17 protein-coding genes and 1 pseudogene are annotated in these 20,212 nt (G+C 60.3%); 17 read left to right on the top strand and 1 reads right to left on the bottom strand.

What is annotated here, in order from left to right:
- Positions 1 to 104: 104 nt before the first annotated feature.
- The 3 genes and pseudogenes from aegA to KOSB73_RS22505 all read left to right on the top strand — a co-directional run bounded on the left by aegA (position 105) and on the right by KOSB73_RS22505 (position 3,858).
- Positions 105 to 2,069, top strand: a complete 1,965-nt coding sequence (gene aegA / locus KOSB73_RS22515) for a formate-dependent uric acid utilization protein AegA (protein ID WP_098141014.1) — start codon at positions 105 to 107, stop codon at positions 2,067 to 2,069.
- Between the two features lie 58 nt (positions 2,070 to 2,127).
- Positions 2,128 to 2,725: pseudogene (nudK, locus tag KOSB73_RS22510) on the top strand (GDP-mannose pyrophosphatase NudK).
- Between the two features lie 65 nt (positions 2,726 to 2,790).
- Positions 2,791 to 3,858: a DUF1176 domain-containing protein gene (locus tag KOSB73_RS22505; RefSeq protein WP_098067330.1), complete on the top strand. Its 1,068-nt coding sequence runs from the start codon at positions 2,791 to 2,793 to the stop codon at positions 3,856 to 3,858.
- Here the strand turns inward: KOSB73_RS22505 and tkt are convergent.
- Positions 3,827 to 5,821 carry a transketolase gene (gene tkt, locus KOSB73_RS22500; RefSeq protein WP_004136533.1) on the bottom strand — a complete coding sequence of 665 codons (1,995 nt, stop codon included), beginning with the start codon at positions 5,819 to 5,821 and terminating at the stop codon, positions 3,827 to 3,829. The genes KOSB73_RS22505 and tkt overlap by 32 nt on opposite strands.
- 289 nt (positions 5,822 to 6,110) lie before the next feature.
- Here tkt and maeB point away from each other — a divergent pair, with 289 nt between their 5' ends.
- The 14 genes from maeB (at position 6,111) to eutB (ending at position 20,207) form a co-directional block, all read left to right on the top strand.
- The gene (gene maeB, locus KOSB73_RS22495) at positions 6,111 to 8,390 is read left to right on the top strand and encodes an NADP-dependent oxaloacetate-decarboxylating malate dehydrogenase (RefSeq protein WP_004136534.1); all 2,280 of its coding nucleotides are present in this window, start codon (positions 6,111 to 6,113) and stop codon (positions 8,388 to 8,390) included.
- A 159-nt stretch (positions 8,391 to 8,549) separates the two neighbouring features.
- Positions 8,550 to 8,885, top strand: coding sequence for an ethanolamine utilization microcompartment protein EutS (eutS, locus tag KOSB73_RS22490; RefSeq protein ID WP_004123425.1), 336 nt, complete (start codon positions 8,550 to 8,552; stop codon positions 8,883 to 8,885).
- Positions 8,886 to 8,897: 12 nt separating this feature from the next.
- Positions 8,898 to 9,377 (top strand): ethanolamine utilization acetate kinase EutP, encoded by a 480-nt coding sequence (gene eutP / locus KOSB73_RS22485; RefSeq protein WP_024359325.1) that lies wholly within the window; start codon positions 8,898 to 8,900, stop codon positions 9,375 to 9,377.
- On the top strand, positions 9,355 to 10,047 hold the full coding sequence (eutQ, locus tag KOSB73_RS22480; protein WP_024359324.1) for an ethanolamine utilization acetate kinase EutQ: 693 nt from the start codon (positions 9,355 to 9,357) through the stop codon (positions 10,045 to 10,047). Before eutP ends, eutQ begins: the two co-directional genes overlap by 23 nt.
- Positions 10,044 to 10,847 (top strand): ethanolamine utilization cob(I)yrinic acid a,c-diamide adenosyltransferase EutT, encoded by an 804-nt coding sequence (eutT, locus tag KOSB73_RS22475; RefSeq protein ID WP_004136537.1) that lies wholly within the window; start codon positions 10,044 to 10,046, stop codon positions 10,845 to 10,847. The genes eutQ and eutT overlap by 4 nt, the downstream gene beginning before the upstream one ends.
- Entirely contained in the window at positions 10,844 to 11,860 is a 1,017-nt protein-coding gene (gene pta / locus KOSB73_RS22470) for a phosphate acetyltransferase (RefSeq protein WP_024359322.1), read from the top strand. The genes eutT and pta overlap by 4 nt, the downstream gene beginning before the upstream one ends.
- Positions 11,861 to 11,896: 36 nt before the next feature.
- Complete coding sequence (eutM, locus tag KOSB73_RS22465; protein WP_000387720.1) at positions 11,897 to 12,187, top strand: ethanolamine utilization microcompartment protein EutM; 291 nt, start codon at positions 11,897 to 11,899, stop codon at positions 12,185 to 12,187.
- A gap of 114 nt (positions 12,188 to 12,301) precedes the next feature.
- Positions 12,302 to 12,589, top strand: a complete 288-nt coding sequence (gene eutN, locus KOSB73_RS22460) for an ethanolamine utilization microcompartment protein EutN (RefSeq protein ID WP_004123418.1) — start codon at positions 12,302 to 12,304, stop codon at positions 12,587 to 12,589.
- An 11-nt stretch (positions 12,590 to 12,600) separates the two neighbouring features.
- Entirely contained in the window at positions 12,601 to 14,004 is a 1,404-nt protein-coding gene (locus KOSB73_RS22455; protein WP_098141012.1) for an aldehyde dehydrogenase family protein, read from the top strand.
- Positions 14,005 to 14,014: 10 nt separating this feature from the next.
- Positions 14,015 to 14,854 (top strand): ethanolamine utilization protein EutJ, encoded by an 840-nt coding sequence (gene eutJ / locus KOSB73_RS22450; RefSeq protein ID WP_098141010.1) that lies wholly within the window; start codon positions 14,015 to 14,017, stop codon positions 14,852 to 14,854.
- Positions 14,844 to 16,031, top strand: a complete 1,188-nt coding sequence (gene eutG / locus KOSB73_RS22445; RefSeq protein WP_064343086.1) for an ethanolamine utilization ethanol dehydrogenase EutG — start codon at positions 14,844 to 14,846, stop codon at positions 16,029 to 16,031. The genes eutJ and eutG overlap by 11 nt, the downstream gene beginning before the upstream one ends.
- Positions 16,032 to 16,201: 170 nt before the next feature.
- Complete coding sequence (eutH, locus tag KOSB73_RS22440; RefSeq protein ID WP_004123412.1) at positions 16,202 to 17,434, top strand: ethanolamine utilization protein EutH; 1,233 nt, start codon at positions 16,202 to 16,204, stop codon at positions 17,432 to 17,434.
- The gene (gene eutA, locus KOSB73_RS22435; protein WP_049085972.1) at positions 17,431 to 18,834 is read left to right on the top strand and encodes an ethanolamine ammonia-lyase reactivating factor EutA; all 1,404 of its coding nucleotides are present in this window, start codon (positions 17,431 to 17,433) and stop codon (positions 18,832 to 18,834) included. The genes eutH and eutA overlap by 4 nt, the downstream gene beginning before the upstream one ends.
- A gap of 11 nt (positions 18,835 to 18,845) precedes the next feature.
- A complete protein-coding gene (gene eutB / locus KOSB73_RS22430) occupies positions 18,846 to 20,207 on the top strand; it encodes an ethanolamine ammonia-lyase subunit alpha (protein WP_004870740.1) in 1,362 nt (453 codons plus the stop codon).
- The last annotated feature ends 5 nt before the right edge of the window (positions 20,208 to 20,212 follow it).

Here is a 20,212-nt window from a genome sequence, read left to right as displayed (position 1 = left end):
AATCGGCAACCTGTGCAAATGCACATTGTTCCGGCACCGTTTTGTCGGGTAATAGATAGTCATGCGAATTGAGGGGTTATTCACCACGAAGACTGAAGGATGTCATGAACCACTTTATTTTAAGCGATAGTCATAAATGCATCGGATGCAAGGCTTGTGAGGTTGCCTGCGTCATGGCGCATAACGATGAGCAGCATGTATTGACCCCGCAGCGTTTTCTGCCGCGTATTACGGTTATCAAGCGCGAGCAAAAACGTAACGCCGTAACCTGTCACCATTGTGAAGGGGCACCGTGCGCCCGCAGTTGTCCGAATGGCTCTATCAGCCAGTTTAACGACAGCGTCCTGGTGAATCAGGAGAAATGTATCGGCTGTAAATCCTGTATGGTTGCCTGCCCGTTTGGCGTGATGCAGATCGTCCTGACGCCGGTAGAGGAGGGCAGAGTCAAAGCGACGGCGCATAAATGCGATTTGTGCGATGGTCGCGAAGAGGGGCCCGCCTGCGTGCAAAACTGTCCGGCCGAGGCGCTGCAGCTGGCGACGGACAGCACGCTGCTGAATCTGGCGAAGCAGCGGCGTCAGCGCGCGGCGCGTCTGGGTCATCCCGGCGCGGCGGTATTGGCGTGTTCCGCCGGAAAAGTCGCGCAGATGGAGGCGACGCCGCCGCGCGGCGAGCCCGACAAGCTATCCGCCGAGACCCGTAAGGCGAACTTTGACGAAATTTATCTGCCATTCAGCGCTGGTCAGGCCAACCGCGAGGCGGAACGCTGCCTGAAGTGCGGCGAGCACAGCATTTGTGAATGGACCTGCCCGCTGCATAACCACATCCCCCAGTGGATCGAGCGCGTAAAAGAAGGGGATATCTCCGCCGCCGTTGAGCTCTCTCACCAGACTAACTGCCTGCCGGAAATTACCGGCCGCGTCTGCCCGCAGGATCGCCTGTGCGAAGGAGCCTGCACGCTGCGCGATGAGCATGGTTCGGTGACCATCGGCAATATTGAACGCTATATCTCCGACCAGGCGCTGGCCAACGGCTGGCGGCCGGATCTTTCTCAGGTCGTTGAAAGCGGCAAGCGGGTGGCGATTATCGGCGCGGGTCCTGCCGGGCTTGCCTGCGCCGACCGGCTGGTGCGCAATGGCGTGAGTCCGGTGGTCTTTGACCGCCATCCGGAAATCGGCGGCCTGCTGACCTTTGGTATTCCGGCCTTTAAGCTGGATAAATCTCTGCTGGCCCGGCGGCGGGAAATCTTTACCCAGATGGGCGTGCGCTTTGAGCTGAACTGTGAGATAGGCAAAGATATCCCGCTGACGACGCTGCTTGATGACTATGACGCGGTATTTATTGGCGCCGGAACCTATCGCTCGATGAAAGCGGATCTGCCGAATGAAGACGCGCCCGGCGTATATGACGCGCTGCCGTTCCTGATCGCTAACACCAAACAGGTGATGGGGCTGCTGGAGCTGCCGGAAGAGCCTTACGTCAACACCGAAGGGCTGAACGTCGTGGTGCTCGGCGGCGGCGATACGGCGATGGACTGCGTGCGCACCGCGCTGCGCCACGGCGCGAAGCAGGTGACCTGCGCCTATCGTCGCGATGAAGCCAACATGCCCGGTTCGAAGAAAGAGGTGAAAAACGCGCGCGAAGAGGGGGCGCAGTTTGAATTTAACGTCCAACCGGTGACCCTGGAGCTGAACGAAGAGGGGCACGTCAACGGCGTACGCTTTCTGCGCACCCGGCTGGGCACGCCTGATGCTCAGGGGCGCCGCAGCCCGTCGCCGATCCCCGGAAGCGAGTTTGTCATGCCCGCCGACGCGGTGATCATGGCCTTCGGTTTCCATCCGCACGGTATGCCGTGGCTGGAATCCGTCGGCGTTAAGCTCGACAGCCGCGGGCGGATTAAAGCCAATGTGGAAAGCCGCTATCGCTATCAGACCACCCATCGTAAAGTGTTTGCCGGCGGCGATGCGGTGCGCGGCGCCGATCTGGTGGTGACCGCCATGGCGGAAGGCCGCCACGCGGCGCAGGGGATCATGGATTTCCTCGGCGTTAAATCGATTCCGCTTCACTGACGACAAAGCGGGTTCCGCAGCGTAGTATGATATCGTTATTTCACGCTGTGGGGCCCGTATGTCACTCAATATCAACGTTATCAAAGATAAAATCCTCTCCGAAAACTGGTTCGTTCTGCGCAACATGACCTATGAACTGACGCGCAGCGACGGCAGCGTGGTTCGCCATAGACGCGAAGTCTACGATCGCGGCAACGGCGCTACCATCTTGCTGTATAACCGCCATAAGCAGACCGTCGTGCTGGTTCGCCAGTTCCGCATCGCGACCTGGATAAACGGCAACGAAGACGGGATGCTGATCGAAACCTGCGCCGGGCTGCTGGACAGCGACGAGCCGGAGGAGTGCGTGCGTAAAGAAGCCATTGAAGAGACCGGCTTCGAAGTCGGTGAAGTGCGCAAACTGTTTGAACTGTTTATGTCGCCCGGCGGCGTCACCGAGCTTATCTATTTCTTTATTGCCGAATATGACGATACTCAGCGGGCCAACGATGGCGGCGGCGTTGATGATGAAGATATTGAGGTGCTGGAGCTCCCTTATCATCGGGCGCTGGAGATGATGGCGAACGGGGAGATCCGCGATGGCAAAGCGGTGATCCTGCTGCAGTATTTGCAAACCTCCGGGCTGATGAACGGGGATCTCTGATAAATCCGATTGAGTAAAACCTCGCCGCTGGTGAACATAGCCGCTGTGTATGGCGTTTTTTCCGGGGTTGTGCCGCTCATGTTGCATCGGGTTATTTTATTTCTGCTTTTCGGTTTACTGCCGACGTCGCTGGTGCGGGCGGCGCCGGCGCAACAGCTCTTCAATGACTGGCAGGTAACCTGCAACAATCAGAACTTCTGCGTGGCCCGCAACGTCGGGCTGCATCACGGCCTGGTCATGACCCTCACCCGCAGCGCCGGGGCGGCCACCAGCGCCAGCCTGCGTATTGAGCTCGGCGGCGTGGGCAACCCGGTCGCGGCGCTGGCGCCCATTGCGCCGCGCCTTCGCCTCGATGGTAAACCCCTGTCCCTGGGCGATAAACATTGGCAGATCGCCGACAAACTGCTTAAAACCGACGATAGCGTCACCATTGATGCTTTCCTGCAGCAGGTGCAGGACGCGCAGACGATGACGCTTGAAAATGGCCTACAGAGTATCTCTCTACAGGGGCTGAAAGCCGCTCTGCTGTTTATCGATAACCGGCAGAAGCGCGTGGGGAGCGAAACCGCGTGGGTGGGGAAGGGGGAAGAGCCGCCGCTCAGCGTTCCGCCTGCGCCGGCGCTGCGGTCGGTAGCGAGAATCGACGTCGCGCAATCGCCCCTCAGCCGCGATGAACTTAACGATTTAATGGATTACGGCAACGAGCGCATGAACAGCAGCGCCTGTTCGCTGGATCCGTTTCGCCGCGAGGTGCGGGTTGCCGCGCTAACCGACGATAAGGTTTTGCTGATGACCAGCTGCGAAGCGGGCGCCTACAACACGATTTGGCTGGCCTGGCTGGTGTCGCGTCAGCAACCGTATATTGCTCATCCGCTACGGCTTACGCTGCCTTTCCAGCCGCCCGGCGATGTGCCGCGTGACGTCGAGCTGGTGAACGCCCGCTACGACGATCGACGCCAGGAGCTGGTGACGCTGGATAAAGGGCGCGCGCCCGGCGACTGCGGGACGCAAACGCGCTGGCGCTATGACGGCCAGCGCTTTAGCCTGGTACGCTACGCGCAGCAGCCGCAGTGTGATAACTGGCAGGGGCCAGACGCCTGGCCCACGCTATGGGTTACCCGTTCTGTACCTCGTCCCCTACGCTGACGATATGCTCAACGGTAAAGCCGAAGTAAGGGAAGAGCTTATCGGCCGGGGCCGATTCACCGTAGCCGGTCATGCCGACAATTTTTCCTTTTAGTCCCACATATTTATACCAGTAGTCGGCGATCCCGGCCTCCACGGCGACGCGGGCGCTGACGTCCGATGGCAGCACGGACTCCCGATAGGCTTCATCCTGGGCATCAAACACGTCGGTCGATGGCAGGGAGACTACGCGCACGTTCACCCCTTTGGCCAGCAGCTTCTCCGCGGCCAGAACGGTGATCTCGACCTCTGAACCGGTGGCTATCAGGATCAGGTCCGGCTTGCCGCCGGCGTCCTTCAGTACGTAGCCGCCGCGGGCGATATTCTGTACCTGCTCCGGCGTGCGAGCCATCTGGGTCAGATTTTGCCGGGAGAGGATCAGCGCCGTCGGCCCGCTATGACGCTCTACCGCCAGTTTCCACGCCACCGCGGCCTCGACCTGATCGCACGGTCGCCAGGTGCTGAAGTTTGGCGTCAGGCGCAGGCTGGCCAGCTGTTCTACCGCCTGGTGCGTCGGGCCGTCTTCGCCGAGACCGATGGAGTCGTGGGTATAGACCATTATTTGCCGCGCTTTCATCAGCGCCGCCATCCGCGCCGCGTTGCGGGCATATTCGACGAACATCAGGAAGGTGGCGGTATAAGGTACAAACCCGCCGTGGTGGGCGATGCCGTTGGCGATGGCCGTCATCCCGAATTCACGTACGCCGTAGTGAATATAGTTACCCGCCGGATCGTCTTTCAGCGAAGTCGAACCTTTCCAGATGGTCAGGTTACTCGGCGCGAGATCCGCGGAGCCGCCCAACAGTTCCGGTAGATGTGGGCCGTAGGCATCGAGGGCATTTTGCGAAGCCTTACGAGTGGCGATTTTCGCCGGATTGGCCTGCAGTTCAGCGATATATTTCCGCGTCGTTTCATCCCACGACTCAGGCAGTCCGCCGCTCATACGCCGCGTAAACTCCGCTGCCAGCTGAGGATGGGCCTGCTGATAGGCGGCAAACTTCTCCTCCCAGCTTTTCTGCGCTTTTTGTCCCTTTTCACGCGCGTCCCAGGCCCGGTAAATCTCTTTTGGGATCTCAAACGCCGGGTGATGCCAGCCCAGCTGCTGGCGCGCCAGCGCTACTTCCTGTTCTCCCAGCGCGGCGCCGTGAGCCTCTTCTTTGCCGGCTTTATTCGGTGAACCAAAGCCTATCACCGTACGGCAGATAATTAGCGAGGGTTTGTCCTTCACGCTCTGGGCTTCCAGAATCGCTTTCTTCACGGCTTCGGGATCGTGGCCGTCAATTTCATGCACCACATGCCAGTGATAGGCCTCAAAGCGTTTTGCCGTGTCATCGGTAAACCAGCCTTTGGTTTCGCCATCAATGGAAATGCCGTTGTGGTCGTAGAAGCCGATCAGCTTGCCCAGTCCTAGCGTACCCGCCAGAGAGCAGACTTCGTGAGAAATCCCCTCCATCAGACAACCATCGCCCATAAACACGTAGGTAAAGTGGTCGACGATCTCATGGTCTGGCTGATTAAACTGCGCCGCCAGCGTGCGCTCGGCGATAGCCAGCCCCACCGCGTTCGCCAGCCCTTGCCCCAGCGGCCCGGTGGTGGTTTCAACCCCCGGGGTATAGCCGATTTCCGGGTGGCCCGGCGTTTTGGAATGCAGCTGACGGAAGTTTTTTATCTCTTCGATGGGCAAATCATAGCCCGTCAGATGCAGCAGGCTGTAGAGCAGCATCGACGCGTGGCCGTTGGAGAGAATAAAGCGGTCGCGATCGTACCATTGCGGGTTTTCAGGATTGTGCTTAAGGAAATCGTTCCACAGCACCTCTGCGATATCGGCCATGCCCATCGGCGCGCCGGGGTGGCCGGAGTTGGCTTTCTGGACTGCATCCATACTCAGGGCGCGGATGGCGTTAGCGAGTTCTCTACGGGACATAATGTGCTCCTGAAACAATAGGTTGTATGAGTTTTTATTGGTTTAGGATAGAGAGGATGATGAGTTGCATAACTAAAAAGCATAGCAGACGGGGCTATCATTGCTTCTGAAACTAAGTTACATAAACATTATAAATCGATAACAAATATAACTTTGTTATGGCGAGAGTTTGGCGGTGTTCAAAGTTTACGAAGCCGTCAGGCGAGATACTAGGTGACCCTTTAGGGTGAACACCAGGTAGGCCATTACGCTTCACCCCCTACGATCGATACGTGAAAGGAACGATAAAATGGATGAGCAGTTAAAACAAAGCGCCCTTGATTTCCACGAATTCCCGGTCCCCGGAAAAATCCAGGTCTCCCCGACAAAACCGCTGGCTACCCAACGCGATCTGGCCCTGGCCTACTCGCCGGGCGTCGCCGCGCCCTGTCTGGAAATCGAGAAGGACCCGCTGGCAGCCTATAAATATACCGCGCGCGGCAACCTCGTCGCGGTGGTCTCCAACGGCACGGCCGTACTGGGGCTGGGCAATATCGGCGCGCTGGCCGGTAAGCCGGTGATGGAAGGCAAAGGTGTTCTGTTTAAAAAGTTCGCCGGCATCGATGTGTTCGATATTGAAGTCGATGAGCTGGACCCGGACAAATTTATCAACGTCGTTGCGGCGCTGGAGCCGACCTTCGGCGGTATCAACCTCGAAGATATCAAAGCGCCGGAGTGCTTCTACATCGAGCAAAAGCTGCGCGAGCGCATGAATATTCCGGTCTTCCATGACGATCAGCACGGGACGGCGATTATCAGTACCGCGGCGATTCTCAACGGGCTGCGGGTGGTGGAGAAAAACATTTCCGACGTGCGGATGGTGGTCTCCGGCGCGGGCGCGGCGGCGATCGCCTGTATGAACCTGCTGGTGGCGCTGGGAATGCAGAAACACAACATCGTGGTCTGCGACTCGAAAGGCGTTATCTATAAGGGCCGTGAGCCGAATATGGCGGAGACGAAGGCGGCCTATGCGGTAGAAGACAGCGGCAAACGCACGCTGGATGACGTGATTGACGGGGCGGACATTTTCCTTGGCTGCTCAGGCCCAAAAGTGCTGACTCCGGAGATGGTGAAAAAAATGGCCCGCGCGCCGATGATTCTGGCGCTGGCCAACCCGGAGCCGGAGATTCTGCCGCCGCTGGCGAAAGAGGTACGCTCCGACGCCATTATCTGTACCGGACGTTCTGACTATCCGAACCAGGTAAACAACGTTCTGTGCTTCCCGTTCATCTTCCGCGGGGCGCTGGACGTCGGCGCAACGGCGATTAACGAAGAGATGAAGCTGGCGGCAGTACACGCGATTGCCGAGCTGGCGCACGCCGAACAGAGCGAAGTGGTGGCCTCCGCCTACGGCGATCAGGACCTGAGCTTCGGCGCGGAATATATCATTCCGAAACCGTTCGACCCGCGGCTGATCGTTAAGATCGCCCCGGCAGTGGCGAAAGCGGCGATGGACTCCGGCGTGGCGACCCGCCCGATCGCCGATTTTGACGCCTACATCGAGAAGCTCAGCGAGTTCGTCTACAAAACGAACCTGTTTATGAAGCCGATTTTCTCCCAGGCGCGTAAAGAGCCGAAGCGGGTAGTGCTGGCGGAAGGGGAAGATTCCCGCGTCCTGCACGCGACCCAGGAACTGGTCTCTCTTGGGCTGGCGAAACCGATTTTAATCGGTCGCCCGGGCGTCATTGAGATGCGAATCCAGAAGCTAGGGCTGCAGATTAAAGCCGGAGTTGACTTTGAGATCGTGAATAACGAATCCGATCCGCGCTTTAAAGAGTACTGGAACGAATATTACAGCCTGATGAAGCGCCGCGGGATCACTCAGGAGCAGGCGCAGCGGGCGGTGATCAGCAATACCACGGTGATCGGCGCGATCATGGTGCAGCGCGGCGAAGCCGATGCGATGATCTGCGGCACCATCGGTGACTATCACGAGCATTACAGCGTCATACAGCCGCTGTTCGGCTACCGCGAAGGGGTTCATGCGGCCGGGGCGATGAACGCGCTGCTGCTGCCGAGCGGCAACACCTTTATCGCCGACACCTATGTCAATCACGATCCGTCGCCGGAGCAAATTGCCGAAATCACCCTGATGGCGGCGGAAACCGTTCGTCGTTTCGGTATTGAACCGCGGGTGGCGCTGCTGTCGCACTCGAACTTTGGCTCCTCGGACTGCCCGTCCGCCAGCAAAATGCGCCAGGCGCTGGAGCTGGTGAAGGCGCAGGCGCCGGAGCTGATGATCGATGGCGAAATGCACGGTGATGCCGCGCTGGTGGAAAGCATTCGTAATGAGCGGATGCCGGATAGCCCGCTGAAAGGCTCGGCTAATATTCTGGTGATGCCGAATATGGAAGCGGCGCGTATTAGTTACAACTTACTTCGCGTCTCCAGCTCCGAAGGCGTCACCGTCGGACCGGTGCTGATGGGCGTCGCGAAGCCGGTGCATATTCTGACGCCAATTGCTTCGGTACGGCGTATCGTAAATATGGTCGCGCTGGCCGTTGTCGAAGCGCAAACTCAGCCACTGTAATTTTCATTTAATTATTTCAGGCGCGGGAATTCTCCCGCGCTTTTTTATTTCTGTTTATAAGTGATCTATCTCACCTTTCAAATCAACTTGCCGAATTTTGTTATTTACTCCCGCGGAAACTTGTCACGATAAGCGCAAGTTTTAGCGGAGCGGTGAGCCATGGATAAAGAACGCATCATTCAGGAATTTGTACCCGGTAAGCAGGTGACGCTGGCGCATCTGATCGCGCATCCGGGGGCAGAACTGGCGAAAAAGATCGGCGTTCCCGAATCTGGCGCTATCGGCATTATGACCTTAACCCCTGGAGAAACCGCGATGATCGCCGGTGATTTAGCGATGAAGGCCGCCGATGTGCATATCGGTTTTCTCGACCGGTTTAGCGGCGCGCTGGTGATCTACGGCTCGGTCGGCGCGGTAGAAGAGGCGCTGCTACAGACGGTAAGCGGGCTCGGTCGATTATTAAATTATACCCTCTGCGAGTTAACCAAAAGCTAATTAGGTGCGGCGATGAAACGTATTGCATTTGTCGGTACGGTGGGCGCGGGAAAAACAACGCTATTTAATGCGCTGCAGGGAAATTATTCCCTCGCGAGAAAAACGCAGGCCGTGGAATTTAATGAAGAAGGCGATATCGACACCCCGGGAGAATATTTCAGCCATCCGCGCTGGTACCACGCATTAATTACCACGTTGCAGGATGTCGATACGCTGATTTATGTCCACGCGGCCAACGATACCGAAAGTCGCTTACCCGCTGGGCTACTGGATATTGGCGCGAATAAACGACACATCGCCGCGATTAGCAAAACGGACGTGCCGGACGCCGACGTCGCCGCGGTGCGGCAACTGCTCTACGAGATGGGGTTTCAGGAACCGATTTTCGAACTCAACGGTCACGATCCGCAAAGCGTAAAGCATCTGGTGAATTACCTGAGTGAGCTCAGCCAAAAGGAGGAAGGGGCAGGTGAAGAAACTTATCACAGCTAACGATATTCGTGCGGCCCACGCACGAGGCGAAGCGGAAATATCGGTTGTGCTGCGCGCCAGCATCATCACCCCGGAAGCCCGCGAAGTCGCGGAGCTGCTGGGCGTCGCCATCCGGGAGTGCGATGAATCTGCGCCAGAGCCGGCGGCACCGGCGGCAGAGGATAAAACCGAAAGCCAGCGCATTCGCGAAACCATTATCGCGCAGCTGCCGGAAGGGCAGTTTACCGAAAGCCTGGTGGCGCAGCTAATGGAAAAAGTGATGAAGGAGAAGCAGTCGCTGGGGATGGACGCGATGCAGCCCAGCTTTAAGGCGGTTACCGGTAAAGGCGGCGTGAAGGTTATTGACGGCGGCAGCGTGAAGTTCGGCCGCTTCGACGGCGCGGAGCCGCACCGGGTCGGCCTGACGGATTTAATTACCGAGCAGGACGGCAGCAGCATGGCCGCCGGGTTTATGCAGTGGGAAAACGCCTTTTTCCCGTGGACGCTGAACTATGACGAGGTCGATATGGTGCTGGAGGGCGAACTCCACGTGCGCCATGAAGGCGAAACCATGGTGGCCAAAGCCGGGGACGTGATGTTTATCCCGAAAGGCTCCAGCATTGAATTCGGCACGCCGTCGACGGTGCGCTTCCTGTACGTCGCCTGGCCTGCGAACTGGCAATCGCTATGAAAGATTTCATCACCGAAGCCTGGCTCAGAGCGAATCATACGCTCAGCGAAGGGGCAGAAATTCATCTGCCCGCCGACGCCCGCCTGACGCCATCGGCCCGGGAGCTGCTGGAAAGCCGCCGTCTGCGCATCAAGTTTATCGACGAGCAGGGCAGCCTGTTCGTTGATGACGACGCGCAGCAGCCGCAGCCGGTACACGGTTTGACCAGCAGCGACACGCACCCGCAGGCCTGTTGCGAACTGTGCCGCCAGGCGGTGAAGAAAAAGCCGGACACCCTGACCCACCTGACGGCGGAAAAAATGGTCGCCAAAAGCGACCCGCGGCTGGGCTTTCGCGCCGCCCTCGACGCCACTATCGCCCTGGCAGTCTGGCTGCAAATCGAACTGGCGGAGCCCTGGCAGCCGTGGCTGGCGGATATCCGCTCGCGCCTCGGCAACATTATGCGCGCCGACGCCCTGGATGAACCGCTGGCGGCGCAGTCCATCGTCGGGCTGAACGAGGATGCGCTGCACCGGCTTTCCCACCAGCCGCTGCGCTATCTCGACCACGATCATCTGGTGCCGGAAGCCAGCCACGGCCGCGATGCCGCGCTGCTCAATCTGCTGCGCTGTAAAATTCGTGAAACGGAAACGGTCGCCGCGCAGGTCTTTATTACCCGCAGTTTTGAGGTATTGCGCCCGGACCTTCTGCAGGCGCTGAACCGCCTCTCCAGCACCGTCTACGTGATGATGATTTTAAGCGTGGCGAAACATCCGCTGACCGTCAGCCAAATCCAACAGCGTCTGGGAGGGGAGCAATGATTATTGAACGCGCCCGTCAGCTCGCTTTGCGTTCACCCGCCCGGGTGGTGTTTGCGGACGCGCTGGATATTCGCGTCCTCAAAGCGGCGCACTATCTCCAGCAGCAGGGGCTGGCAAAGCCGATTTTGATCGCCAGCCCTTTTGCCCTGCGCCAGTTCGCCCTCAACCATCGCCTGCCGATGGACGGTATGCAGATCGTCGACCCGCTCAGCAACCGGCAAATACGCGCAGCGTTTGCCCGGCGCTGGCTGGACCGCGCCGGGGAAAAAACGCCGCCGGACGCCGAGGAAAAACTCAACGACCCGCTGATGTTCGCCGCCGCCATGGTCGGCGCCGGTCAGGCCGACGTGTGTATTGCCGGCAATCTCTCCTCGACGGCGAACGTGCTGCGTGCCGGATTACGCATTATTGGCCTTCAGCCTGGCTGCAAAACGCTGTCGTCGATTTTTCTGATGCTTCCGCAGTACGCCGGACCGGCATTAGGGTTCGCCGACTGCAGCGTGGTGCCGCAGCCGACGGCGGCGCAGCTGGCGGATATCGCCATCGCCAGCGCGGAAACATGGCAGGCCATCACCGGCGAAGAGCCGCGCGTGGCGATGCTGTCGTTTTCCAGCAACGGCAGCGCCCGTCATCCCAACGTCGCCAACGTACAGCAGGCCACCGGGATCGTACGCCAGCGCGCCCCGCAGCTGATGGTTGATGGCGAACTGCAGTTTGACGCCGCCTTCGTTCCGGAGGTCGCCGCGCAAAAAGCGCCCGCCAGTCCGCTACAGGGCCGGGCCAACGTGATGGTTTTTCCCTCGCTGGAGGCGGGCAACATTGGCTACAAAATCGCCCAGCGCCTGGGCGGCTACCGCGCGGTCGGGCCGCTGATTCAGGGACTTGCCGCGCCGCTTCACGACCTCTCCCGAGGCTGTAGCGTGCAGGAAATTATCGAACTGGCGTTGGTGGCAGCAGTGCCGCGCCAGACTGACGCGAGCCGGGTAAACCGCTCGCAAACACGGGTTGTATAAACGGTCCCGTTCTGGACCCCATGAGAGGAAAACACAATGGAAGCATTAGGAATGATTGAAACCCGGGGCCTGGTTGCGCTGATTGAGGCCTCTGACGCGATGGTAAAAGCCGCGCGCGTGAAGCTGGTTGGCGTCAAGCAGATTGGCGGCGGTCTGGTGACCGCGATGGTGCGCGGCGATGTGGCGGCGTGCAAAGCGGCGACGGATGCGGGTGCCGCGGCGGCGCAGCGCATTGGCGAGCTGGTCTCAGTGCACGTTATTCCGCGCCCGCATGGCGATCTGGAAGAGGTGTTCCCCATCAGTTTCAAAGGCGACAGCAACATTTGACTCACGGCCGGATAAGCCGCGCAAGCGCCGCTATCCGGCATTAACGCGCGCTATTGCCTGATGGCGCTGCGCTTATCAGGCCTACGACTCACCACGTAATCCAGGGAGGCGGGTATGAAACTGGCAGTCGTCACGGGACACATTGTCTGCACCGTCCGCCATCAGGGGCTGGCGCACGACAAGCTGCTGATGGTGGAGATGATTGATGCCGCAGGGAAGCCTGACGGGCAGTGCGCCGTCGCCACCGATAGCATCGGCGCGGGGGCCGGGGAATGGGTACTGCTGGTGAGCGGCAGCTCGGCGCGACAGGCGCACCGCAGCGAGGCGTCTCCTGTCGATTTGTGCGTCATCGGTATCGTCGATGAAGCGGTGGCCGGCGGTCAGGTGATTTTCCATAAATAGGACTGAACATCATGAATCAACAGGATATTGAACAGGTGGTGAAAGCGGTACTGCTGAAAATGACGGACAGCAGCAAGCCGGACAGCACCGTTCATGAAATGGGCGTCTTCGCCTCCCTTGATGACGCCGTCGCGGCAGCAAAAGTGGCTCAGCAGGGGCTGAAAAGCGTGGCGATGCGTCAGCTGGCGATTCACGCCATTCGCGAGGCGGGCGAAAAATACGCCAGGGAATTAGCGGAGCTGGCGGTGAGCGAAACCGGCATGGGCCGGGTGGAGGATAAATTTGCCAAAAACGTGGCGCAGGCGCGTGGTACGCCGGGCGTGGAGTGCCTCTCTCCGCAGGTGCTGACCGGCGATAACGGCCTGACGCTGATTGAAAACGCGCCGTGGGGCGTGGTGGCCTCGGTCACCCCATCCACCAACCCGGTGGCGACGGTGATTAATAACGCCATCAGCCTGATTGCCGCGGGCAACAGCGTGGTGTTCGCCCCGCATCCGGCGGCGAAAAAGGTCTCTCAGCGGGCGATTATGCTGCTCAACCAGGCGGTGATTGCCGCGGGCGGCCCGGCCAATCTGCTGGTCACCGTGGCGAACCCGGATATTGAAACGGCCCAGCGGCTGTTTAAGTACCCCGGCATTGGTCTGCTGGTGGTCACCGGCGGCGAAGCGGTGGTGGAGTCCGCGCGAAAACATACCAATAAACGTCTGATCGCCGCCGGGGCCGGTAACCCGCCGGTGGTGGTCGACGAAACCGCCGACCTGGCGCGCGCCGCGCAGTCCATCGTCAAAGGCGCCTCGTTTGATAACAACATCATCTGCGCCGACGAAAAGGTGCTGATTGTGGTCGATAGCGTTGCCGACGAATTGATGCGCCTGATGGAAGGCCAGCAGGCGGTGAAGCTCACCGCCGCTCAGGCCGAGCAGCTTCAGCCGGTGCTGCTCAAAAATATCGACGAGCGCGGCAAAGGCACCGTCAGCCGCGACTGGGTTGGCCGCGACGCCGGCAAGATTGCCGCAGCCATCGGCCTGAACGTTCCGCCGCAGACGCGTCTGCTGTTCGTTGAAACCCCGGCCAGCCATCCGTTTGCCGTCACTGAACTGATGATGCCGGTGCTCCCGGTGGTACGGGTGGCCAACGTCGACGAAGCCATCGCGCTGGCGGTTCAGCTGGAAGGCGGCTGCCACCATACGGCGGCGATGCACTCGCGCAATATCGACAACATGAACCAGATGGCGAACGCCATTGATACCAGCATTTTCGTCAAAAACGGGCCGTGCATCGCCGGACTCGGCCTGGGCGGGGAGGGCTGGACCACCATGACCATCACCACGCCAACCGGGGAGGGGGTGACCAGCGCGCGCACCTTTGTCCGCCTGCGCCGCTGCGTGCTGGTAGACGCCTTCCGAATTGTATAAGGGATGACCGATGGCACACGACGAACAACGTTGGCTCACGCCCCGGCTGCAAAAAGCGGCGGCCCTGTGTAACCAGACGCCTGCGCTCAGCGGTTCGCCGCTGTGGCTGGGCGTGGATTTAGGCACCTGCGATGTGGTGTCGATGGTGGTCGACGGCGACAGGCTGCCGGTTGCGGTGTGCCTCGACTGGGCGGACGTGGTGCGCGACGGCATCGTCTGGGATTTCTTCGGCGCCGTCACCATCGTGCGCCGCCATCTCGACGCGCTGGAACGGCAGCTTGGCTGCCGCTTCACTCATGCGGCGACCTCATTTCCGCCGGGCACCGACCCGCGTATTTCGATCAACGTGCTGGAGTCCGCAGGGTTAGAGGTGAGTCACGTACTCGATGAACCGACCGCGGTGGCGGACCTGCTGCAGCTCGATAACGCCGGCGTGGTGGATATCGGCGGCGGCACCACCGGGATCGCCATCGTGAAGCGCGGCAAGGTGACCTACTCCGCCGATGAAGCGACCGGCGGCCACCATATCTCCCTGACCCTTGCCGGTAACCGCCGCATCCCGCTGGAAGAGGCGGAGCAGTACAAGCGCAGCAACGCGCAGGAGATTTGGCCGGTGGTGAAGCCGGTGTACGAAAAGATGGCGGAGATCGTCGCTCGTCATATTGACGGTCAGGGAATAGCCGATTTGTGGCTGGCGGGCGGCTCCTGCATGCAGCCGGGCGTGGATGCGCTGTTTCGTAAGCGCTTCCCGGAATTACAGGTGCATTTACCGCAGCACAGCCTGTTTATGACCCCGCTGGCGATAGCCAGCAGCGGGAGAGAGAAAGCGGAGGGAATCAATGCAAGCTGAACTGCAGACGGCGCTCTTTCAGGCATTCGACACCCTGAATTTGCAGCGGGTGAAAACCTTCAGCGTGCCGCCGGTGACGCTGTGCGGCCTCGGCGCGCTCAGCGCCTGTGGCCAGGAAGCGCAAGCGCGAGGCGTAAACCATCTGTTTGTGATGGTCGACAGCTTCCTGCATCAGGCGGGACTGACCGCGGGGCTTGCGCGCAGCCTGGCGGTGAAAGGCGTGGCCATGACCGTCTGGCCCTGTCCGCCAGGGGAGCCGTGCGTTACCGACGTCTGCGCGGCAGTGGCGCAGCTGCGCGAAGCGAAGTGCGACGGCGTGGTGGCCTTTGGCGGCGGTTCGGTGCTGGACGCGGCGAAAGCGGTGGCGCTGTTGGTCACCAACCCAGAGCAGACGCTAAGTGAGATGACGGAAAGCAGCGTACTGCGCCCGCGTCTGCCGCTGATTGCGGTGCCGACCACCGCCGGAACCGGCTCAGAAACCACCAACGTGACGGTGATCATCGATGCGGTCAGCGGGCGCAAGCAGGTGCTGGCCCACGCCTCGCTCATGCCGGACGTGGCGATTCTCGACGCCGCCCTGACCGAAGGCGTTCCGCCCCAGGTGACGGCGATGACCGGGATAGACGCGCTGACCCACGCCGTTGAGGCGTACAGCGCGCTCAACGCGACGCCCTTCACCGATAGTCTGGCGCTTGGCGCGATAGCGATGATCGGCCAGGCGCTGCCGAAATCCGTGGGCTACGGCCACGACCTCGCCGCCCGCGAAAGTATGCTGCTGGCTTCCTGCATGGCGGGAATGGCTTTTTCCAGCGCCGGTCTGGGCTTATGCCATGCGATGGCGCATCAGCCCGGCGCGGCGCTGCATATTCCACACGGGCAGGCTAACGCCATGCTGCTGCCAACGGTGATGGCGTTTAACCGCATGGTATGCCGCGAGCGGTTCAGGCAAATCGGCCGGGCGCTCATCGCTAAAAAAACCGATGACCACGAGGCAATCGCCGCCGTTGAGGCGCTGATCGCTGAAGTCGGCCTGAGCAAACGACTCTCTGATGCCGGGGCGAAGCCCGAACATTTCAGCGCATGGGCGCAGGCGGCGCAGGAAGACATTTGTCTGCGCGCCAATCCACGCACCGCCACCCGGGAGCAGATTATCGATCTGTACGCGGCGGCGCACTAATGCGGCCTTAACACCGGCGAATTTTCCCGGAGGCGATGCTGCGCATCTGTCCGGGCTACAAGCCTGGCAAGCCGCGCTGAACCGGTAGCCCGGGCAAGGCGCTTTGCGCCGCCCCCGGGGGAAGACCGCAGAGTGTTAATACAAATCTTAAATGACAGGGAGTAAAGGCTATGGGAATTAACGAAATCATCATGTACATCATGATGTTCTTTATGCTGATTGCCGCCGTGGACAGGATCCTGTCGCAGTTTGGCGGTTCGGCGCGCTTTCTCGGCAAGTTTGGCAAAAGCATCGAGGGATCCGGCGGCCAGTTCGAAGAGGGCTTTATGGCGATGGGCGCGCTGGGCCTGGCGATGGTCGGGATGACCGCGCTGGCGCCGGTACTGGCGCACCTGCTCGGTCCGGTGATTATTCCGCTGTATGAAATGCTCGGCGCCAACCCGTCGATGTTCGCCGGAACGCTGCTGGCCTGCGATATGGGCGGCTTCTTCCTCGCCAAAGAGCTGGCGGGCGGTGACGTGGCGGCGTGGCTCTATTCCGGCCTGATCCTCGGGGCGATGATGGGGCCGACGCTGGTGTTCTCCATTCCGGTCGCGCTCGGCATCATCGAACCCTCCGATCGCCGCTACCTGGCGCTGGGCGTGCTGGCCGGGATCGTCACGATTCCGATCGGCTGTATCGCCGGCGGTCTGGTGGCCATGTACTCCGGCGTGGAGATTAACGGACAGCCGGTAGAGTTCACCTTCGCGCTGATCCTGATGAATATGATCCCGGTGCTTATCGTCGCGGTGCTGGTCGCGCTGGGGCTGAAGTTTATTCCGGAAAAAATGATCAACGGCTTCCAGATCTTCGCCAAATTTCTGGTGGCGCTGATCACCATCGGCCTGGCGGCGGCGGTCATCAAGTTCCTGCTTGGCTGGGATCTGATCCCAGGGCTTGACCCGATCTTTATGGCTCCCGGCGACCAGCCCGGCGAGGTGATGCGCGCTATCGAAGTTATTGGTTCGATCTCTTGCGTGCTGCTCGGCGCTTACCCGATGGTGTTGTTGCTGACCCGCTGGTTTGAAAAGCCGCTGATGCGCGTCGGTAATCTGCTGAAAATCAATAATATGGCCGCTGGCGGGATGGTGGCGACGCTGGCTAACAACATCCCGATGTTCGGCATGATGAAGCAGATGGATACCCGCGGCAAAGTGATCAACTGCGCGTTCTCCGTCTCCGCCGCATTCGCGCTGGGCGACCACCTGGGCTTCGCCGCCGCTAACATGAACGCCATGATCTTCCCGATGATCGTCGGCAAGCTGATCGGCGGCGTCACCGCTATCGGCGTGGCGATGCTGCTGGTGCCAAAAGATGAAAACGTACCCGCGGCAGCGAAAACCGAAGCGGAGGCGCAATCGTGAAAACTCGCCAGCTGCTGAGCGTAGGTATCGATATCGGCACCACCACCACTCAGGTGATCTTCTCCCGCCTTGAGCTGGTTAACCGTGCTGCGGTGTCGCAGGTGCCGCGCTACGAATTCATCAAACGCGAAATTAGCTGGCAAAGCCCGGTCTTCTTCACGCCTGTCGATAAGCAGGGCGGTCTGAAGGAGGCCGAACTCAAGACGCTGATTCTGGCGCAGTATCAGGCCGCCGGCATTGCCCCCGAATCGGTGGATTCCGGGGCGATCATTATTACCGGCGAAAGCGCGAAAACCCGTAACGCCAGGCCGGCGGTGATGGCGCTCTCGCAGTCGCTGGGCGATTTCGTGGTGGCCAGCGCCGGGCCGCACCTGGAGTCGGTGATTGCCGGTCACGGCGCCGGGGCGCAAGCCCTGTCGGCACAGCGCCTGTGCCGGGTTCTCAACATCGATATCGGCGGCGGCACGTCAAACTATGCCCTGTTTGACGCCGGCAAAGTCAGCGGCACCGCCTGCCTCAACGTCGGCGGTCGCCTGCTGGAGACCGACGGCCAGGGGCGCGTGGTCCACGCGCATCAGCCTGGACAGATGATTGCCGATGCGGTTTTCGGCCCCGGAACCTGCGCCCGCTCGCTGAGCGCCGGGCAGCTTACCCAGGTGGCGCGGCGGATGGCGGAGCTGATCGTCGAAGTCATCGACGGCGCGCTCTCCCCGCTGGCGCAACGGCTGATGCAAACCGGCCTGCTGCCCGCAGGCGTTAAGCCTGAGGTGATTACCCTTTCCGGTGGAGTGGGCGAGTGCTATCGCCACCAGCCCGCCGACCCGTTCTGTTTTTCTGACATTGGACCGCTGCTGGCCACGGCGCTGCACGAGCATCCGCGCCTGCGTGAGATGAACGTGCAGTTCCCGGCGCAAACCGTGCGCGCCACGGTGATTGGCGCCGGCGCGCACACGCTTTCGCTCTCTGGTAGCACCATCTGGCTGGAGGGGGTTCAGCTACCGCTGCGCAACCTGCCGGTGGCGATCCCGCTTGATGACGCCGATCTGCTGAGCGCCTGGCAGCAGGCGCTGATGCAGCTCGATCTGGATCCTAAAACGGATGCTTACGTGCTGGCGCTTCCCGCATCGCTACCGGTGCGCTACGCCACCCTGCTGGTGGTGATTGACGCGCTACTGGCTTTTGTCGCGCGCTTTCCCAACCCGCATCCACTGCTGGTGGTGGCGGAACAGGACTTTGGCAAAGCGCTGGGCATGCTGCTGCGCCCGCAATTACAACAACTCCCGCTGGCGGTCATCGATGAGGTGAGCGTCCGGGCGGGGGACTATATCGACATTGGTACGCCTCTTTTTGGCGGATCGGTTGTGCCGGTGACGGTGAAATCACTCGCATTTCCTTCCTGAGGGAACGACTTATGAAACTAAAGACCACATTGTTCGGCAATGTTTATCAGTTTAAGGATGTAAAAGAGGTGCTGGCTAAAGCCAACGAATTGCGTTCGGGGGATGTGCTGGCGGGCGTGGCGGCGGAAAGTTCGCAGCAGCGCGTGGCGGCGAAGCAGGTGCTCTCCGATATGACGGTCGCCGATATTCGTAACAACCCGGTGATTCCGTATGAAGAGGATTGCGTGACGCGCCTGATCCAGGACGACGTCAACGAAACCGCCTATCAGCGGATTAAAAACTGGACCATCAGCGACCTGCGCGAATACGTACTCAACGATGAAGTCACCAGCGACGATATTGCGTTTGTGCGCAAAGGGCTGACCTCAGAAGTGGTGGCGGCGGTGGCGAAGGTCTGTTCCAACGCCGACCTGATCTACGGCGCGAAGAAAATGCCGGTGATTAAAAAAGCCAACACCACCATCGGCCTGCCGGGCACCTTTAGCTGCCGCCTGCAGCCGAACGATACCCGCGATGACGTGCAGAGCATTGCCGCGCAAATCTACGAAGGGCTCTCTTTCGGTGCGGGCGATGCGGTGATCGGCGTCAACCCGGTGACCGATGACGTGGAGAACCTGACCCGCGTCCTCGATACCGTCTATGGCGTTATCGATAAATTCAATATCCCCACCCAGGGCTGCGTGCTGGCGCACGTCACCACCCAGATTGAAGCGATCCGCCGCGGCGCCCCGGGCGGCCTGATCTTCCAGAGCATCTGCGGCAGCGAAAAGGGGCTAAAAGAGTTTGGCGTGGAGCTGGCGATGCTCGATGAGGCGCGGGCGGTCGGCGCCGAGTTCAACCGTATCGCCGGGGAGAACTGCCTGTACTTTGAAACCGGGCAGGGCTCGGCGCTGTCGGCTGGTGCCAACTTCGGCGCCGATCAGGTGACGATGGAGGCGCGTAACTACGGCCTGGCGCGGCACTACGATCCGTTCCTCGTCAATACCGTGGTGGGCTTTATCGGGCCGGAATATCTCTATAACGATCGGCAGATTATTCGCGCCGGTCTGGAAGACCACTTTATGGGCAAGCTGAGCGGCATCTCGATGGGCTGCGACTGCTGCTACACCAACCATGCCGACGCCGACCAGAACCTCAATGAAAACCTGATGATTCTGCTCGCCACCGCCGGCTGCAACTACATCATGGGCATGCCGCTCGGCGACGACATCATGCTCAACTATCAGACCACCGCGTTTCACGATACCGCCACCGTCCGTCAGCTGCTGAATTTACGGCCGTCGCCGGAGTTCGAACGCTGGCTGGAAACCATGGGCATTATGGCAAACGGTCGTCTGACCAAACGGGCGGGCGATCCGTCACTGTTCTTTTGATGACG

The sequence above is a fragment of the Klebsiella grimontii genome (genome assembly GCF_900200035.1).
GTDB classification, from domain to species: Bacteria; Pseudomonadota; Gammaproteobacteria; order Enterobacterales; family Enterobacteriaceae; genus Klebsiella; species Klebsiella grimontii.
Note: the sequence above shows the minus strand (reverse complement) of the source record. Positions and strands in the feature narration are given on the sequence as shown.

Bases quoted from the DNA above. Each gene is read 5' to 3' on its own strand.
- pta (WP_024359322.1), top strand. From the start codon at position 10,844: ATGATTATTGAACGCGCCCGTCAGCTCGCTTTGCGTTCACCCGCCCGG.
- aegA (WP_098141014.1), top strand. From the start codon at position 105: ATGAACCACTTTATTTTAAGCGATAGTCATAAATGCATCGGATGCAAG.
- eutT (WP_004136537.1), top strand. From the start codon at position 10,044: ATGAAAGATTTCATCACCGAAGCCTGGCTCAGAGCGAATCATACGCTC.
- eutN (WP_004123418.1), top strand. From the start codon at position 12,302: ATGAAACTGGCAGTCGTCACGGGACACATTGTCTGCACCGTCCGCCAT.
- eutS (WP_004123425.1), top strand. From the start codon at position 8,550: ATGGATAAAGAACGCATCATTCAGGAATTTGTACCCGGTAAGCAGGTG.
- maeB (WP_004136534.1), top strand. From the start codon at position 6,111: ATGGATGAGCAGTTAAAACAAAGCGCCCTTGATTTCCACGAATTCCCG.
- eutP (WP_024359325.1), top strand. From the start codon at position 8,898: ATGAAACGTATTGCATTTGTCGGTACGGTGGGCGCGGGAAAAACAACG.
- KOSB73_RS22505 (WP_098067330.1), top strand. From the start codon at position 2,791: ATGTTGCATCGGGTTATTTTATTTCTGCTTTTCGGTTTACTGCCGACG.
- tkt (WP_004136533.1), bottom strand. From the start codon at position 5,821: ATGTCCCGTAGAGAACTCGCTAACGCCATCCGCGCCCTGAGTATGGAT.
- eutH (WP_004123412.1), top strand. From the start codon at position 16,202: ATGGGAATTAACGAAATCATCATGTACATCATGATGTTCTTTATGCTG.
- eutG (WP_064343086.1), top strand. From the start codon at position 14,844: ATGCAAGCTGAACTGCAGACGGCGCTCTTTCAGGCATTCGACACCCTG.
- eutM (WP_000387720.1), top strand. From the start codon at position 11,897: ATGGAAGCATTAGGAATGATTGAAACCCGGGGCCTGGTTGCGCTGATT.
- eutJ (WP_098141010.1), top strand. From the start codon at position 14,015: ATGGCACACGACGAACAACGTTGGCTCACGCCCCGGCTGCAAAAAGCG.
- eutB (WP_004870740.1), top strand. From the start codon at position 18,846: ATGAAACTAAAGACCACATTGTTCGGCAATGTTTATCAGTTTAAGGAT.
- KOSB73_RS22455 (WP_098141012.1), top strand. From the start codon at position 12,601: ATGAATCAACAGGATATTGAACAGGTGGTGAAAGCGGTACTGCTGAAA.